Origin of the sequence: Neoroseomonas eburnea, from assembly GCF_018129005.1 — a bacterium.
GTDB lineage: Bacteria > Pseudomonadota > Alphaproteobacteria > Acetobacterales > Acetobacteraceae > Neoroseomonas > Neoroseomonas eburnea.
This window is the reverse complement of sequence record NZ_JAAEDL010000015.1, coordinates 121,215-138,022: the sequence shown is the minus strand read 5'-3', so window position 1 is coordinate 138,022 and position 16,808 is coordinate 121,215. Positions and strand designations below refer to the sequence as shown.

At 72.4% G+C, this 16,808-nt stretch carries 13 protein-coding genes; 2 read left to right on the top strand and 11 right to left on the bottom strand.

Going from position 1 to position 16,808, the window contains the following annotated elements; translation table 11 throughout:
- Positions 1 to 93 precede the first annotated feature (93 nt).
- From GXW74_RS16245 to GXW74_RS16200, 10 genes are all read right to left on the bottom strand, one after another.
- Entirely contained in the window at positions 94 to 939 is an 846-nt protein-coding gene (locus GXW74_RS16245; protein WP_211847581.1) for a UPF0280 family protein, read from the bottom strand.
- Positions 940 to 943: 4 nt separating this feature from the next.
- Positions 944 to 2,428 (bottom strand): 6-hydroxynicotinate reductase, encoded by a 1,485-nt coding sequence (locus GXW74_RS16240; protein ID WP_211847574.1) that lies wholly within the window; start codon positions 2,426 to 2,428, stop codon positions 944 to 946.
- Positions 2,429 to 2,514: 86 nt separating this feature from the next.
- Positions 2,515 to 5,259: a molybdopterin-dependent oxidoreductase gene (locus GXW74_RS16235; RefSeq protein WP_211847573.1), complete on the bottom strand. Its 2,745-nt coding sequence runs from the start codon at positions 5,257 to 5,259 to the stop codon at positions 2,515 to 2,517.
- Positions 5,256 to 6,098 (bottom strand): FAD binding domain-containing protein, encoded by an 843-nt coding sequence (locus GXW74_RS16230; protein ID WP_211847572.1) that lies wholly within the window; start codon positions 6,096 to 6,098, stop codon positions 5,256 to 5,258. Before GXW74_RS16230 ends, GXW74_RS16235 begins: the two co-directional genes overlap by 4 nt.
- Positions 6,095 to 7,834 carry a hydantoinase B/oxoprolinase family protein gene (locus tag GXW74_RS16225; RefSeq protein ID WP_211847571.1) on the bottom strand — a complete coding sequence of 580 codons (1,740 nt, stop codon included), beginning with the start codon at positions 7,832 to 7,834 and terminating at the stop codon, positions 6,095 to 6,097. The genes GXW74_RS16230 and GXW74_RS16225 overlap by 4 nt, the downstream gene beginning before the upstream one ends.
- Before the next feature lie 145 nt (positions 7,835 to 7,979).
- Positions 7,980 to 9,998, bottom strand: coding sequence for a hydantoinase/oxoprolinase family protein (locus GXW74_RS16220; protein WP_211847570.1), 2,019 nt, complete (start codon positions 9,996 to 9,998; stop codon positions 7,980 to 7,982).
- A gap of 5 nt (positions 9,999 to 10,003) precedes the next feature.
- Positions 10,004 to 10,717: an ABC transporter ATP-binding protein gene (locus tag GXW74_RS16215; protein WP_211847569.1), complete on the bottom strand. Its 714-nt coding sequence runs from the start codon at positions 10,715 to 10,717 to the stop codon at positions 10,004 to 10,006.
- Positions 10,710 to 11,492 carry an ABC transporter ATP-binding protein gene (locus GXW74_RS16210; RefSeq protein ID WP_211847568.1) on the bottom strand — a complete coding sequence of 261 codons (783 nt, stop codon included), beginning with the start codon at positions 11,490 to 11,492 and terminating at the stop codon, positions 10,710 to 10,712. Before GXW74_RS16210 ends, GXW74_RS16215 begins: the two co-directional genes overlap by 8 nt.
- Positions 11,489 to 13,342: an ABC transporter permease gene (locus tag GXW74_RS16205; RefSeq protein WP_211847567.1), complete on the bottom strand. Its 1,854-nt coding sequence runs from the start codon at positions 13,340 to 13,342 to the stop codon at positions 11,489 to 11,491. Before GXW74_RS16205 ends, GXW74_RS16210 begins: the two co-directional genes overlap by 4 nt.
- 6 nt (positions 13,343 to 13,348) lie before the next feature.
- Positions 13,349 to 14,563 (bottom strand): ABC transporter substrate-binding protein, encoded by a 1,215-nt coding sequence (locus tag GXW74_RS16200; protein ID WP_211847566.1) that lies wholly within the window; start codon positions 14,561 to 14,563, stop codon positions 13,349 to 13,351.
- 104 nt (positions 14,564 to 14,667) lie between these two features.
- Between GXW74_RS16200 and GXW74_RS16195 the strand changes: the two genes are divergently transcribed.
- Both GXW74_RS16195 and GXW74_RS16190 read left to right on the top strand, forming a co-directional pair.
- On the top strand, positions 14,668 to 15,213 hold the full coding sequence (locus GXW74_RS16195) for a sigma-70 family RNA polymerase sigma factor (RefSeq protein WP_211847565.1): 546 nt from the start codon (positions 14,668 to 14,670) through the stop codon (positions 15,211 to 15,213).
- Positions 15,210 to 15,902: an anti-sigma factor gene (locus GXW74_RS16190; protein ID WP_211847564.1), complete on the top strand. Its 693-nt coding sequence runs from the start codon at positions 15,210 to 15,212 to the stop codon at positions 15,900 to 15,902. Before GXW74_RS16195 ends, GXW74_RS16190 begins: the two co-directional genes overlap by 4 nt.
- Positions 15,903 to 16,051: 149 nt before the next feature.
- Here GXW74_RS16190 and GXW74_RS16185 read toward each other — a convergent pair whose 3' ends face one another.
- On the bottom strand, positions 16,052 to 16,804 hold the full coding sequence (locus tag GXW74_RS16185) for a bestrophin-like domain (protein WP_211847563.1): 753 nt from the start codon (positions 16,802 to 16,804) through the stop codon (positions 16,052 to 16,054).
- Positions 16,805 to 16,808: the final 4 nt, after the last annotated feature.

Sequence of the window (16,808 nt, the reverse complement as noted above, 5' to 3'; positions counted from 1 at the left end):
AGAACCGGCGCGTGGAAATCGTCCTCCGCTGATCCTGCGCTTCCGCGCAAGGTCCACACGGGAAGGGGCGCCGAAAGGCGCCCCTTTCTGCATTCAGGGAGCGGGCAGGGCAGCGAGGCCCGTCGCCCGCACGTCGCTGCCCAGGCGGAGCGCGGCACCGAGGATGAGCCCTTCGGCGCGGTACGCCTCGGCGCGCACAAGACCGGCAGCGAGCGCGGCCGCGACCTGCCCGTCGGTCAGCGGACCGAGCCCGACGGTGACGAGCCGCCCTCCGAGATCGCTGTCCGGATCGAGACTCACCGCCGGCGCGCGCCGCACCGCGGGGCTGTCGAGGTCCACCGCATTGGCGATCAGCGTCGCCGCGACATCGGCGGTCGCCGCATCCCGCGCGAGCACCGTCACCGCATCGGCGATGCCGAGCGAGAAGGACCGCCCATGCCGGCCGGAGGTCGCGATGCCGCCGATGCCGCTCTCCGCCGCGACCCGCAGCGCGGCATCGAGCGCGAGGCGCGCGGGGTCCGCCGCCAGCCCGACCGCCAGGGATTCGCCCGCCCGCACGCGCAGCGCGATGTCGCCGCCGTCGTTGACATAGGCGCGGTCGAGCGGCGCGGCCGCCCACATCGCCGCCAGCAGCGCATCGGCCACCGCGCCGGCGACCGCGGCCATCGGCGTCACGAAGACCGCGGCGAAGGGCGCACAGGCCGCGACCATCCGCCGCGCGACGGGATGCGCGACGCGCGGCCGGTCCGACATCGGGCGGCGCAGCTCGACCAGTTCCGCGACCAGTCCCGGCAGGATGGACGGAAAGAGCGCGATCGCCGCTTCCTCCGCCGCGCGCACCGGCTCCGGCGCACCCCAGGCCCGCAGCACCACGTCGATCGGCCCATGGGAGAGGTGCAGGCGCCCCCCGGTCAGCCGCTGGGCGACGGGCGGGTCCACGGGGTCACCTCGGGAAGGGCCAGGGGTTGGCCGGGTGCCAGGTCTCGACGCGCAGATCGTCGCCGAGGCCACGCAACACCTCCTGCACCGGCACCACCTGGTCCATGTGGCCGCCGAGCCGCGCATAGAGCGCCCGTGGCAGGGTGAATTCGATCGGTGCGACGATGGCCGGCGTCGGCACATGGCCGAAGGAGAGCTTCGGCATGCGCAGGACATCCGCCATCACCGTGATGCCGCCGCCCGGCCAGAGATAGACCGGCGCACCGCCCATGGTGACGCGCACCTCCCCGGCTGCGACGGCCTGGGTCAGCAGCACCGGGTTCTCTGTCACGCCCGCCCGAAGCGATCCGCCCGCCCCGGCCATGAACAGCACGGAGCAGAGCGACGGCTCGCAATTCTCGCCGATGCGATCGACGACCATGCGCACCGCCTCGGGCATCTCCGCCGGCACGGGCTTCAGCGCCTCATCCAGCACGCACCACAGCGCGTCCTCCCCCGTCGTGCTGGTCAGCAGCAGCCGCAGGCCGGGCCAGGCCACCTTCGGGTCGATGCGCTCGATGATCCCGAGCGGATCGGTGATGTCCGTGCCGCCCCAGCCCAGGCCCGGATGCGCCACCTGGAAGTAGCGCCCCGGCGTGGAGCGTCGCCCGCGCACGCGGATGCCGGCGGGCGGCATGTTCAGCACCTTGCCGGCCTGATGCTCGGACAGCACGCCGGTGATGTGGTCGTCCACCACGATCACCTCGTCCACATGACCCAGCCATTGCTGCGCGAAGATGCCGACGGTCGCGCTGCCGCAGCCGACGCGCATGCGGCGTTCCGGCGTGCCGTCCACGATCGGCGCGCGGCCGGCCTGCACCACCACCGAATGGCCGCCGTCGATGGTCATCTCGACGGGCTCGGCGCCGCAGAGCTTCAGCAGCGTCTCGCAGGTGACGACGCCCTCCTTCTTCGAACCGCCCGTCAGGTGCCGCACGCCACCGATCGACAGCATCTGCGACCCGTACTCGGCGGTCGTCACATGCCCGACCTGCTCGCCGTTCACGCGCACCGCCGCGGCTTCCGGGCCGAGGTGCCGGTCGGTGTCGATCTTCACCTTCACGCCGCAATAGCTGAACATCCCCTCCGTCACGACGGTGACGGTGTCCACGCCCGCATGCGTGGCGCCGACGATGAAGGGCGCCGGCTTGTAGTCCGGATAGGTCGTGCCGGCACCGACGCCGGTGACGAAGGCGCGCGACGGGTCGAGCAGTTCACCGTCCCACTCGCCCCGCGCGAAGGCGACGACGGGACGATGGTCCTCGACCGCATGGGCGAGCGTCAGGGCGGGATCCGTGCGGACCAGCACGCCGTCCTGGTTGGCGTAGCGGGAACAGGCGCCGGCACGGCCGGGGCGGATGCGGCAGAGCACGGGGCAGGCATCGCAGCGGATGATGCCGTCGCCTTCGAAGGCGCCGAACTTTTCGCTGCGGGCGGCGCGGCTGGTCATGGAGAGGCCTCCGGCGGCCGGGGGGAAGGGAACTTCCCCCCGGACCCCCCGACCTTCCTTGTCACCTTCGGAACTGACATCGGTGGTCAGTCCCCAGGTGCCAAAGAAGGGAGGGGGTTCGGGGGAGGTTCTCCTCCCCCGATTCTTTCATGCAACCGATGCGGCAGCACCGGCACCTCCGTCATCCGTACCCCCGTCGCGTGCCGGATCGCGGACAGGATCGCCGGCGCCGTCGGCACCAGCGCCGGCTCACCGACGCCCTTCGCGCCGAAGGGGCCTTCGGGCTCGGGGTCCTCGACCAGATGGATGCGGATGCGCGGCATGTCGCCGGCGGTCGGGATCAGGTAGTCGTGCAGGTTCTCGGTCCGGCCGGGGATGAATTCCTCCATCAGCGCCAGGCCCAGCCCCTGGGCGATGCCGCCATGGATCTGCCCCGCGATCAGCAGCGGGTTCACCGCGCGGCCGACATCCTGGGCGGCGACGATCTCCTCGACCTTCACCGTCGCCAGCGCCGTGTCCACGCGCACCAGCGCGATCTGCGCCGCGAAGCCGTAGGTGGCGTAGGGGATGCCCTGGCCATCGGCGTCCAGCGCCACGGTCGGCGGATCGTAGCGCGCCTCCGCGGTCAGGTCGGCGTCGAGCGCGGCGAGGTCGATCACGCGGGTGGTGTGCGTGTCGGCGATCGTCAGCCGCGCACCGTCCAGCGCCAGCCGTGCGGCTTCCCCGGCATTGGCCAGCGCCAGGATGCGCGCGCGCAGCGCCCGCGCCGCGTCCTGCGCCGCGCGGCCGGAGACGAAGGTCTGGCGCGAAGCCGAAGTCTTTCCCGCATCCGGCGTCAGCGCCGTGTCGCCGATCACCTGGCGCAGCGCGTCGATCGGCAGGCCGAGCGCATCCGCCGCGATCTGCGCGATGACGGTGGTGCTGCCCTGGCCGATGTCCACCGCGCCGTTGAACAGCGTGAGCGTCCCGTCGCGCGCCAGCGTGATCCGCATGGTGGAAGGATTGGACAGTGCCGTATTGCCGCAGCCGTACCACATGCAGGCGATGCCGGCGCCGAGGCGATGCCGCCTCTGCGTCGCATTGTGCGCCGCGACGCGGGCGAGCATCGCATCCCATTCCGGCTTCAGCGCATCGAGGCATTCCGGCAACCCGGCCGAGGCATGCAGCACCTGGCCGGACGGCGTGATGTCGCCCTTGCCGATGGCGTTGCGGCGGCGGATCTCCCACCGGTCCATCCCGAGCGCTTCCGCGAGGTCATCGACCAGCGCCTCGGTCGCGATCGCCGCCTGCGGCACGCCGAAGCCGCGGAAGGCGCCGGCCGGCGTGTCGTTGGTGTAGACCGCGCGCGTGCGGTTCCACACATTCGGCACGCGATAGGGGCCGGAGGCATGCACCGGCACGCGGTTCGCGACCGTCGGGCCCCAGGAGGCATAGGCGCCGGTGTTGAAGTCGCCCTCCAGCGCGAAGGCGGTGAAGCGTCCCTGCGCGTCGGCGGCCATGCGCGCATGCAGTGTCGCCGGGTGGCGCTTGGTCGAGGATGCCATGCTCTCCGTGCGCGCATAGGTCATGCGCACGGGCCGGTTCGTCACCCGTGCGGCGACCGCGAGCAGCGGCTGCACCGAGACGTCGAGCTTGCCGCCGAAGCCGCCGCCGCAGGCGGTGGGGATGATGCGCACCGCTTCGTCCGGCACGCCGAGCACGCGCGCTGCCTCCTCGCGATCCATCACCGGGGCCTGGGTGCAGGCGGCGATGGTCATGGCGCCGCCCGCGCCGGGAATGGCGAAGCCGGCCTCGGGCTCGATATAGGCATGCTCGACGAAGGCGGTACGGAAGTTGCCCTCGGCGCGCGCGGTGGCGGTGGCGAAGGCGGCGTCCACGTCGCCGGTGCGGAGATGGCCGCGCACCAGCACGTTGTCGGGCGCGTGGTCGTGCAGCCGCGGCGCGCCCTCGGCCAGCGCGGCCGCCACGCCGTGCAGCGCCGGCTGGGGGTCCCACGCGATGGGCAGCTCGGCGTCGCGCACGGCGGCGACGGCGTCCCGCGTGCCGAGCAACCCGAGCACCGCCTCCCCGCGATAGCGCACATAGCCATCCGCGAAGACCGGCTGGTCCTTGAGGTCGGGCATGATGCCGAAGGCGTTGCGCCCCGGCACGTCGCGCGCGGAGAGAATGGCCGCAAGCCCCAGGCGGTCCCGCGCGGCATCGAGATCGCCGAGGGTGAAGCGCGCATGCGCGTGCGGGGAACGCACCGCGCGCAGCCACAGCGCACCGTCCGGTGCGGCATCGGCGCCGTAGCGTTCCGTGCCGGCGACCTTCGCCGCGCCGTCGACACGCGGCAGCGGCGCGCCCACGGCGGCGCCGGCCTCGGTCGCGATCGGCGCCGCGATGTCGCCGCGCGCGGCGTCGAGCACCGCCTCGATGATCTGCTGGTAGCCGGTGCAGCGGCACAGCACCCCGCCGAGCGCATCCTCGACCGCGGCACGATCCGGCGCGGCGTTCCGCCGCAGCAGGTCGAGCGATGCCATCAGCATCCCCGGCGTGCAGATGCCGCATTGCGCCGCGCCGCGCGCGAGGAAGGCCTGCCGCAGCCGGCCGAGCAGCGGGTCCTGCGCTTCGACCGTGGTGATCTCGGCGCCCTCCGCCTGCGCGGTGGAGATCAGGCAGGCACAGACCTGCGCGCCTTCCATCAGCACGGTGCAGGCACCGCAATCGCCGGCATTGCAGCCTTCCTTGGTGCCGGTCAGCCCGAGGCCTTCGCGCAGCGTGTCCGAGAGCGGCGCCAGGGGATCGGCGGCGACCTCGTGCCGCGTGCCGTTGATGGTCAGCGCGATCATCGCGCGAAGCCCGCCAGCAGGTCGCGCAGCAGCACGACGGCCGCATCGGCGCGGTAGGCGGCGGTGGCACGGACGTCGCCGATCGGCGCGAGCGGCGCGAGATGCGCCGGCTGCGGCACGCGCGGCATCTCGGAGGGATGGAGGCCGATCAGCGCTTCCTCGAGCGTAGGCAGGCGGCGCGCGACGGGGGAACATGCGCCGACGGCGATGCGCGCCTCCGCGATGCGATCGCCCTCCATGCGGATCACGCCGGCCGCCATGGCGATGGAGATGACCAGATAGCGCCGCGCGCCGAGCTTCGCGAAGCGGCCGCGCGCACCGTCGCAGCGGGGCACGCGCAGCGCGGTGACGATCTCCCCGGCGGCGAGTGCCGTGGCGCGGTAGCCGGTGAGGAAGGCACCGACCGGCAGGCGCCGCGTGCCGGTCGCGGTGGCCAGCTCGACTTCCGCATCGAGCGCCAGCAGGTTCGGGATGCCGTCCCCGGCGGGCGAGGCGGTGACCAGGTTGCCCGCAATGGTGCCGCGGTTCTGCACCTGGCGGCCGCCGATCTCCCGCGCCGCGGCGCGCAGCCCGTCGAAGAGCGGTGGTAGCGGCGCCTCCGCGATGGTCGTCCAGGTGGTCCGCGCGCCGATCCGCCAGCCCTCCGCGCTCTCCTCGATGCCGTCGAGGCCGGGGACGGCGGAGAGGTCGAGGATCTCCGGCCGCCAGGGATCGCCCCAGGCGGCGCGCGCGGTGCGCAGCGGGTGAATGTCGGTGCCGCCCGCCAGCGGCAGCGCCCCGGTCGCCGCGCGGATCGCGAGCGCGTCGTGCAGCGTGCGCGGGCGGTGGTAGGCGGTCATGCGGCGCGACCCTTGCGCAGCGCGGCGGTCGCCGCTTCGTCGACGCCGCCTTCGGCGGTGACGGCCACGCCCCAGGACGCGGCGGCCTGCGCGGCGGTGTAGTAGCCGCGCCGGACGTCGCGCGCGACCAGCGCGGGATCGCGCGCATAGGGGGCACCGTAGCCGCCACCGCCGGGCGTCATCACCTCGACCCGGTCGCCCGGGGACAGGGCGATGCCCTGGTCCTTCGACAGATGCAGCGGGATCGTCGTCGTGCCGCCACGGTGGATGCGCACCTCGTTCGGCGCGCCGTCGCCGCCGCCGAGCACGCCTGGCGGGCCGAAGCGGCCATGGTCCATGACGAAGGAGGCGCGCGCCTCGCCGCGCAGCAACTCGACCTCGTAATGCACGCCGAAGCCGCCGCGATGCGCGCCGGCGCCGCCGGAACCCTCGCGCAGCGCGAAACGGCGGAACAGCACCGGGTAGTACTGCTCCATCACCTCGACGGGCGCGGTCTTGCTGATGCCGATGGTCGAGCAGCCGTTGGACAGGCCGTCCTCATGCGCGTTGCCGCCGTAGCCGCCGCCGGTGATCTGGTACATCACATAGGACGCGCCGCGCGCCGGATCCGTGCCGCCGAGGGCGAAGTTGCCGGAGGTGCCGGCGGGCGCGGCGGTCACCTCCTCCGGCAGCGCCTGCACGAGGCAGAGGAATACCGCCTCCGCGATGCGCTGGCTGACTTCCGCCGCGCAGCCCGAGACCGGGCGCGGATAACGGGCATCGAGGAAGGTGCCCTCGGGCCGGACGATGTTCAGCGGTGCGAAGGTGCCGGCGTTGATCGGCACGTCGGGGAAGATGTGCTTCACGCCGAGGCAGACCGCCGAATAGGTCGTGGCCCAGACGGAATTCATCGGGCCGGCGCAGGGCTTGGACGATCCGGTGAAATCGAAGGTCAGCGTATCGCCCTGCCGCGTGACGGCGAGTGCGATGCGCAGCGGCTCGTTCACCACGCCGTCGGAATCGACGAAGGCCTCCGCGCGCCACGTCGCTGCCGGCATGCGGCGGATCTCGGCGCGCATGCGCTCGGCGGCGCGGTCGCGGATCAGCGCGATCGCGTCCTTCAGCGTGGCCGCGCCGTAGCGGGCGACGAGCTCGCCGAGCCGCTTCTCGCCCACCAGCAGCGCCGCTGCCTGCGCCTTGATGTCGCCGATGCGCTGCTCGGCCACGCGGATGTTGGACTGGATGATGGAGAGGATCTCGCGATCCATCGCCCCACGCTTGAACAGCTTCACCGGCGGCAGGCGGAGGCCTTCCTGCTCGACCTCGGTCGCATGGGCACTAAAGCCGCCGGGCACCATCCCGCCGGTGTCCGGCCAGTGGCCGGTGTTCTGCAGCCAGCAGAACAGTTCGCCATCGACGAAGAAGGGGCGGGCGAAGCGCACATCCATCAGGTGCGTGCCGCCGAGATACGGGTCGTTGACGATGTAGATGTCGCCCGCTTCCGGCGCTGCGACGGCGCCTTCGCCGATCAGGCGGATCAGGTGCCCCGCCGAATGCTGCATGGCGCCGACGAAGACCGGCAGGCCGCCTTCGCCCTGGGCGATCAGCGCGCCGTCCTCCGCGGCGTAGATGCCGTCGGAACGATCGTCGGCCTCGGCGATCACGGGGGAGAAGGCGGAACGGGAGAAGGCCAGGTCCATCTCGTTGCAGACCTGCTGGAGGCCGGCCTGGATCACGGCGAGGGTGAGTGCGTCCATCACGGCGAAAGGTCGGGGGAGTGAACTCCCCCGAACCCCCTCCTTCTTCTGTCGGGGTGCCCGTCCTGCGTCCGGGCACAAGAAGCCAAAGAAGGGAGGGGGATTCGGGGGAGGTTCTCCTCCCCCGACCTTCCTGCCGCCCGTCTCATGCCCGTACCCTCAGATTCCCCAGCGAGTCCACCACGGCGTCGCTGCCCGGTTCCAGGATGATCGTCGCATCCGCCTGTTGCAGCACCGCCGGACCTACGATGCGCGCGCCTTCAGCCAGCGATTCACGCCGCCAGATGGTGGCCTCGTGCCAGGTGCCGTCGGCGTAGATCCGCCGCGTGCCGAGTCGCGCCTCACCGGCCGCGCCGGCGGCGAGCGCGCGCAGGTCGAAGGCGTGCCGCCGGCCGACGACGCTGGTCGTCAGGTTGACCAGCACGGCGCGGATCTCCGGCAGATGCACCTGGAAGCGGGCGAAATAGGCGGCCTCGAAGGCGGCCTGGACCTCGGCGCGGGAGGGCGTGGCGGAACCAAGCGGCACGCGGATCAGATGCGTCTGGCCGCGGAACTGCATCTCGGCGACGTGGCGCGTCTCGATGCGCTCGACCTCGGCGCCGCCGGCCTCGACGCCGGCGCGGCCGCGCGCGGCCTGGGCGGCGAGGACGGTGGCGATCTCGTCCTCCGCGATGTCGTCCAGGCCGCGGTTCAGCGTGTTCACCACATCCTGCCGCAAATCCGCGACCAGGCAGCCAAGGGCGTTCGTCAGGCCGGGACGGAAGGGGACGAAGACCTCCGGGATGCCGATCTCCCGCGCCAGCGCCACGGCATGCAGCGGGCCGGCGCCGCCGAAGGCGAACAGGGCGAAGTCGCGCGGGTCGTGGCCGCGGGAGAGCGACACCATGCGGATCGCCCCGGCCATCAGCACGTTGGCCAGCCGGATCACGGCCTCGGCCGCCTGTTCCGGCGTCATGCCGAGCGGGTCGCCGATATCCCGCGCGAAGGCTTCGCGCACTTCATCAACCGAAACGCGCCGGCCCGTCGCCAGCAGCGCATCGGGATCGAGCCGGCCGAGCAGCAGGTTCGCATCCGTCACCGTCGGCCGCGTGCCGCCGCGGCCGTAGCAGATCGGGCCGGGCATGCTGCCGGCGCTCTCCGGGCCGACGCGCAGCATGCCGCCGCGGTCGATCCAGGCGATCGACCCGCCGCCCGCGCCGACCGTGCGCACATCGACCATCGGCAGGTGGATCGGCAGGCCATAGGCGATGGAGAGCTCCGCCGAGACCTCCGGCACGCCGCCGGCGATCAGCGCGACATCGGTGGAGGTGCCGCCCATGTCGCAGGTGATGGCGTTGCGCACGCCGGACTGCGCGAGCGTCGCCGCCGCCGCCATCACGCCGGAGGCGGGGCCGGACATGACCGTCTTGGCCGCTTCCTGCGCCACCGCGCGCGCGGGCACCGTGCCGCCATTGCCGTTCATCACCAGCAGGTCGCGGGGATGCCCGGCCTCTGCCAGGCGGTCCTGCAAATGGCGGATGTAGCGGTCGAGCACCGGCTGCACCGCGGCGTTCACCGATGCGGTGGTGCCGCGTTCGTATTCGCGGAATTCCGACAGCAGCGCATGGCCGAGCGTGACGTAGGCATTCGGCCAGATGCTGCGGACGATCTCGCCGGCACGGAGCTCATGCGCCGGGTTGGCGTAGGCGTGCAGGAAGTGGATGACCAGCGCCTCGCAGCCTTCCGCCAGCAGCGCGCGCGCTTCGCGTGCCACCGCGGCCTCGTCCAGCGGCGTGACGACGGCGCCGCGCGCATCCATGCGTTCCGGCACTTCCCGCCGCCACTCGCGGGGGATCAGCGGTTCGAAGCTGCCGCTCATGCCATAGGCGCGCGGGCGGGTGCGGCGTCCGAGTTCCAGCACGTCGCGGAAGCCGGCGGTGGTGATCAGCCCGACCTTCGCCAGCTTGCGTTCCAGCACGGCATTCGTCGTCGCCGTGGTGCCGTGCACGATCAGGTCCAGCGCGGCGGGCGTGGTGCCGGCGGCCTCGATCGCGGCCAGCACGCCGCCGGCCTGGTTCGCAGACGTAGTCGGCACCTTGGCGATGCGGATGGTGCCGTCGGCCTCCTGCATCACCAGGTCGGTGAAAGTGCCGCCCACGTCGATGCCGGCGATGCGTCGGGTCATGGCGGTCACACCGTGAGGTGGGCGCGGCGGACATCCTCGTCCGCCTCGAGCGTGGCGATCGAACCCTGCCAGCGCACGCTGCCCTTCTCCAGGATCAGCGCGCGGTCGGCGACGGCCCCGGCGAAGTCGAGGTTCTGCTCCGAGACCAGCACGGCGATGCCCTCGGCCTTCATGCGCAGCACGGCCTCGGCCATCTGCTCGACGATGACGGGGGCGAGGCCCTCGGAGGGCTCGTCCAGCAGCACGGCTTCGGGATTGCCCATCAGGCTGCGGGCGATGGTGAGCATCTGCTGTTCCCCGCCGGACATGGCACCGGCACGACGATGGCGCATCTCGGCCAGGTTGGGGAAGAACTCGAACAGGCGCTCCGGAGTCCAGGGCGCGCGGCCGGGCGGGGCAGCGCGGCGGCCGACCTCCAGGTTCTCGGTGACGGTCAGATCGGTGAAGATGCGTCGGTCTTCCGGCACGTAACCAAGGCCGAGCCGCGCGATGCGGTAGGGCGCCTGGCCTGCGATCTCCTGCCCCGCGAAGCGGACGGACCCGCCACGCGGCGGCAGCAGGCCCATGATGGCCTTGAGCGTGGTGGACTTGCCCGCGCCGTTGCGGCCCATCAGCGCCGCGACCTCTCCGCGCGCGAGGTGGAGTTCCACGCCGAACAGCACCTCGGCCGGGCCATAGCCGGCGCGCAGGCCGGCGACCTGAAGCACGGGATCAGCCATGCGCGGCCCTCCGCGCGCGGGCGGCGGCGCGGGTGCCGGAATGGCCGAGGTAGACGCGCTGCACCTCGGGGTCGGCGCGCACCTCCTCCGGCGTGCCGCGGGCGATGATCTCGCCGCGCACCAGCACCAGGATGCGGTCGGCATGGGCGAAGACGGCGTCCATGTCGTGCTCGGTGAACAGCACGCCGATGCCTTCCCGCTGCGCGATGGCCGAGACCAGCGCCATCAGGGAAGCGCGTTCGGCCGGCGCCATGCCGGCGGTGGGTTCGTCCATCAGCAGCAGGCGCGGCGCGGCGGCGAGCGCGATGGCGAGCTCGACCCGCTTCACGTCGCCATAGGCGAGTTCCCCGATCGGGCGCCCCGCCTGCGCCGCCATGCCGACGCGATCGAGCAGCGCCAGCGCCGCCTCGCGATGCATCGCGGACGCCTCCGCGAGCAGCCTCCGCGTCTGTCCGTGATGCGCGATCAGCGCCATCTGCACATTGCCGAGCACGCTGAAGGACAGGAAGGTCTGCGCCACCTGGAAGGTGCGGCCGACGCCGAGGCGGCAGACCTCGCGCGGCGGCATGCCGGTGATATCGTGCCCGGCCAGCGTCACGCGGCCGCCATCCGGCTTCAACTGGCCGCCCACCATGTTGAAGGTGGTGGACTTGCCGGCGCCGTTGGGGCCGATGATCGCCAGCATTTCGCCCGCGTTCAGCGCGAAGGAGACATCCTTGGCGGCGAGCACGCCGCCGAAGCGCTTGGTGAGTCCGTCGGCCGAAAGCAGCGTCATGCCGCGCGCCCCCGGAGCGAGGCCCAGGCACCTGCCAGGCCGCGCGGGAAGATCAGCACCATGGCGATGATCGACAGGCCGAGGAACAGCCGCCAGTGGTCGGTCAGCGGCATGAAGAAATCCTTCACCGCGTGGAAGGCGGCGGCCCCGGCGATGGAACCCAGCACCGACTGGATGCCGCCGAGCAGGATCATCGACAGGAAATCGACGCTCAGCGGAATGCCGAGCAGCGTCGGATCGATCGACCCCTTGGAGAAGGCATAGAGCCCGCCCGCCAGCCCCGCCGCCGCGCCGGCGAGGGTGAAGCCGAGCCAGCGGTGCATGCGCACATCGACGCCGATCGCATCCGCGCGCTGCGCCGAATCCCGCGCCGCGCGCAGCGTCGCGCCGAAGGGCGCGTGGATCACGCGGCGCAGGAAGACGATCGCCGCGACCGTCACCGCCGCCGTCAGGTAGTGATAGGCCTCCCGCGACGCTGCCCAGGCGGAGGGCCAGACGCCGACCAGCCCATTGTCGCCGCCGGTCACCTCCACCCACTGGAACACGACGGCATAGGCGATCTGCGCGAAGGCGAGCGTCAGCATCGCCAGGTAGATGCCCGACAGCCGCACGACGAAGAAGCCGAACAGCGCCGCGGAGGCGCCACCGACGATCGGCGCGGCGACCAGCGCCGGTTCCATCGGCAGCCCGGCCCTGGTGACCAGCAGCCCCGCGCCATAGGCACCGAGGCCGAAATAGGCCGCATGCCCGAAGGAGACGATGCCCCCATTGCCCACCAGGAAGTTCAGCGAGAAGGCGGCCAGCGCGAGCACCAGCACCTCCGTCCCCACCTTCACCGCATAGGCGTCGAGCAGCGGCAGCGCCAGCACGCCGAGCAGCGCCACCGCCGCCAGCAGCTTGCCGGCGAGATCGAGCGGGCGCGGATCGAGGATGCCCTCCGGCAGCACCGCGCGCCCGGCGGCGGCTTCCGGCCGGCCGAGCAGCCCCCAGGGCTTCACCACCAGCACCGCCGCCATCAGCAGGAAGACCAGCACCAGCGTGATCTTGGGGAAGACCAGAACGCCGAAGGCCTGCAACTGCCCGATCAGCAGCGCCGCCAGGAAGGCCCCCGGCACCGATCCCATGCCGCCGATCACCGTGACGACGAAGGCCTCGGTGATGACGGAAAGGTCCATCTGCGGGTTCGCCGATACGCGCGGGATCTGCAGCGCGCCTCCCAACCCCGCCAGCGCGGCGCCGAGGAACAGCGTGCCGGTGAACAGCATCGCCTGGTTGACGCCGAGCGCGCCGACCATCTCCCGATCCTGCGTCGCGGCGCGGATCAGCACGCCGAAGCGCGTGCGGTGCATCAGCAGCCACAGCAGCGCCAGCACCGCCGGCCCGACGAAGATCAGGAACAGCTCATAGGCCGGGAAGCGCTGGTCGAGGATGTACACCCCATGCCGCAGCCCCGGCGCGCGCGGCCCGGGAATGTCCACCGGCCCCCAGGCCAGCAGCACCAGGTCCTGCACGATCAGCACCACGCCGAAGGTCGCCAGCAGCTGGAACAATTCCGGCACGCGGTAGATGCGCCGCAGCAGCGTGACTTCCATCAGCACGCCGAACAGCCCGACCACGACCGCCGAAACCAGCACGCCGGCGAAGAACAGCCAGGGCGAACGGTCGAATTCCAGCAGCCACGGCACCAGCGTGACCGCGACATAGGCCCCCAGCATGTAGAAGGAGCCGTGGGCGAAGTTCACGATCCTGGTGACGCCGAAGACGATGGTCAGGCCGGAGGCGATCACGAACAGCGATGACGCGCTGGCCAGGCCCGACAGGGCCTGGACCAGCAGGAAGCTCCACTCCACGAAGCGTCAGGCCGACCGGCGCGCGGCGCGGACCTCGTCCTCGGGGAAGAGGTAGTCTGCGCCGTCGGCGTAGCGGGCGTTCTTCATCGTGCCCTGGCGGCCGCGCAGCGTGGTCTCGCCGACCCAGGTGCCGAGCGTGCCCTGGTGGTCGAGCCCGCGCATCGTCACCGGCCCGACGACGGTGTCCGTGCGCAGGTCGGCCAGCGCGTCGATCAGCGCCTCGTTGTCCAGCGAGTTCGCCTTGTTCAGCAGGTTGGCGATGATCTGCACGGTCACGTAGCCGAGCAGCGAACCCTTGCGCGGCGTGTCGTTGAAGCGCGCGCGATAGGCGTCGACATAGGCCTTGTGGGCCGGCGGGGTCTCCACCTGCTCCCACGGGTAGCCGGTGACGATCCAGCCTTCCGGCGTCTCCTCGCCGAGCGGGATCATGTATTCCGGCTCGCCGGTCAGCAGGGAGACGACGGTGCGGCGCTCGAACAGGCCGCGGGTGTTGCCCTCCCGCACGAAGGCGGTCAGGTCGGCGCCGAACAGCACGTTGAAGATGCCGTCCGGCCGGGATGCGCCGAGCGCGCCGACTGTCGCCCCCGCGTCCACGCGGCCGAGCGCGGGGAACTGCTCCGCCACGATCTCCGCGCCCGGGATCGCGCCGGGCAGCAGGCGCTTGAAGTTGGCAGCCGCCGACTGGCCGTATTCGTAGTTCGGCGCGACGATCGCCCAGCGCTTCACGTTGCGGCCGCGGATCGCCTCCACCAGCATCTTGGTCTGCATGAATGTGCTGGGCCGCACGCGCCAGGTGTAGCGGTTGCCCTGCGCCATGGTGATCGCGTCGGTCAGCGGCTCGGTCGCCAGGAACAGGCGCTTGCGCTGGTTGGCGAAGTCGGCGACGGCGAGGCCGACATTGGACAGGAAGGTGCCGGCGATGAACGCGACGTTCTCGCGTGTCAGCAGCTCCTCCGCCACGCGCACAGCGTCGCCGGGGGTCGAGCCGTCGTCGCGGAACACGAATTCGATGCGCCGCCCGCCCATCACGCCGCCGGCGGCGTTGACCGCGTCCTGCGCGAGCTGCATGGCGTTGCGGTAAGGCACCGCGAAGGCCGCCATGCGGGCATAGGAATTGAGCTCGCCGATGCGGATGGGCGCCGGCTGGGCCAGGCCGGGCCGGGCGAGCAGGGCAAGACCCGTGGCGCCGAGGGCACGGCGGGAGAGGGAGAAGCGCGGCATCGTGAGGCCTCCTGTCTTGTCACGTGGATGATCATGGGGCACGGCGCGGGGCGCAATGGCCTCGTTGCGTCGGGTCGGTTTCGGAGCCACATGAAGATGCCGGTATGGACATGACCGCCACGCTCGACCTCCCTGGCCTGCTCGCCGCCGTCGCCGGCGGCGACCGGGCGGCCCTGCGCGCGGTCTACGAGCGGCAGTCGGCGCGCCTCTTCGGCGTGGCCAACGCCATCCTGCGCGACCGCGACATCGCCGCCGACGCGCTGCAGGACGCCTTCCTGCGCGTCAGTCGCCGCGCCGGGCAGTTCGACCCCGCGCGCGGCAGCGCCGAGGCCTGGCTCGCCGCCATCGTGCGACATGCCGCGCTCGACATCCTGCGTGCCCGCGGGCGGGAGATGCCGACCGACGACCCGATGCTCGGCGACGAGGCCGAGGCGGCGGAGGCCGAGGCGCGGCTGATCTCCACCGTCGAGGGACGGCGGCTGCGTGCCTGCCTCGCCCTGCTCGAGACGAGGAGCCGCGCGGGCATCGTGCTCGCCTTCGTCCACGGCCTGTCCCATCCGCAGATCGCCGAGCACCTCGGCACGCCGCTCGGCACGGTGAAGTCCTGGATCCGGCGCGGGCTGCTCGCGCTGCGGGAGTGCCTGTCATGATCCCGACTGACCCCGCCGAGCGCGAGGCGTTGGCCGGCGAATACGTGCTCGGCACGCTCGATGCGCGCCAGGCGCGCGCGGTGGAGCGGGCCATGGAGACGGACGAGGCGCTGCGCGAGGCGGTGGCGGCCTGGGAGGCGCGTCTCGCGCCGCTCACCGAACTCGCGCTGCCGGAGGCGCCGCCGCCGGGCCTGTGGGACCGCATCGACGCCGCGCTGGACGCGGACCGCCCTGCCGCCGCGCCGGCGCCGGTGGCGCGGGCCCGGGGCCTCTGGCGGTCCTGGGCTTTCGGCGCCACGGCGGTTGCCGCGGGCCTCGCCGCGCTTGTGATCCTGCGCCCGGCGCCCGAGCCGCGGCTGATGACCGTGCTGCTGACCCAGGGCGAGCAGCCCGCCTGGCTGGTGGAAGCCGAAGGCGGCGCGCTGCGTCTCGCGGCGCTGAACCCACAGCCGGTACCGTCCGATCGCGTGATGCAGCTCTGGGCGCTGCCGCAGGGTGCGACGGCGCCGACCTCGCTCGGGCTGATCCCGGCGCAGCAGGGCCGGTTGACGGTGACGCCCTCGTCCATCCGGCCGGAGCCGGGGATGCTGATCGAGATCACGCTCGAACCGCCGGGCGGGTCCCCCACCGGGCGGCCGACCGGACCGGTGCTGTTCATCGGGCGGCTGGCGGCGGCGCGGGGAAGCTGAGGGTCCGATGGAGAGTGCCCGGACGGCCCCTGCCCCCGCCGGGCGCGCCGGGCCGGACCTGCCGGGCGGGCTTCACGGAGGGAAGCCGTGGCCGGGGCGGCACGGGGCCCGTGCGGCGCAACCGCCGCGCCTGCCGGCTGCGGGCGCGGTCAGGGCGACATCCGTTCCAGCGCATGGCGCAGTGGCGCGTCGGAGACCCGCAGCAGCCCGCCCTGCCCGTCCTGCAGCTCGAGGATGAGGAACATCGCCGCCGCCACCGCGACGGCCCCAATCAGCAAAGCGGCGACGACCAGCTCGCTGGTCCGCGCGAACAGCCCCATCGCCAGGAAGAGCAGCCCGAGCCATGCGCCGACGGTGGTGATGACGGGCCATTGCGTGGCCCCGATTGCCTCGCGCGCGATGATCATGGCGCGCGACTGCGCGAGGCGCCCGACCAGATCCAGCGCGCGCGCCTGCACGGCGTGCTCGGCCGCTGTCCTCGGTTCCAGCGCCAGCAGAGCCTGGGTGAAGGGTGCGCCCGGGGTGGCGGGGCGCTGCGCCAGCCGCGCCGATGCCGGCTGGGCGTCGCGTTGGGCGAGCGCCACGGCGAGGGTGTGATGCAGCGAGGCGCGGACCCCCGCCGCCGCCGGCCCGTATTGCTCGAGCAGGCTGTCGAGCACCACCAGGTCGGCGGAGAGGCGGACCACCTCCTCCTCCTGCGCCCTGTGGTAGCTGCTCGCGGAAGCGATCAGCAGTCCCAGCACCAGCGCGGCAATGGATGCCACCAGCGCCTGGAGCAGTCGCACGACGTCGCGCGACTGTTCGGTGAGATGCGCGGAACCCAGCAGGCCGTTCAGGTACAGGCCAAGCATGCCGGCCCCGAAGGTCAGCGCCAGCACCACGACGGCAACCGCGATCGCCATGATT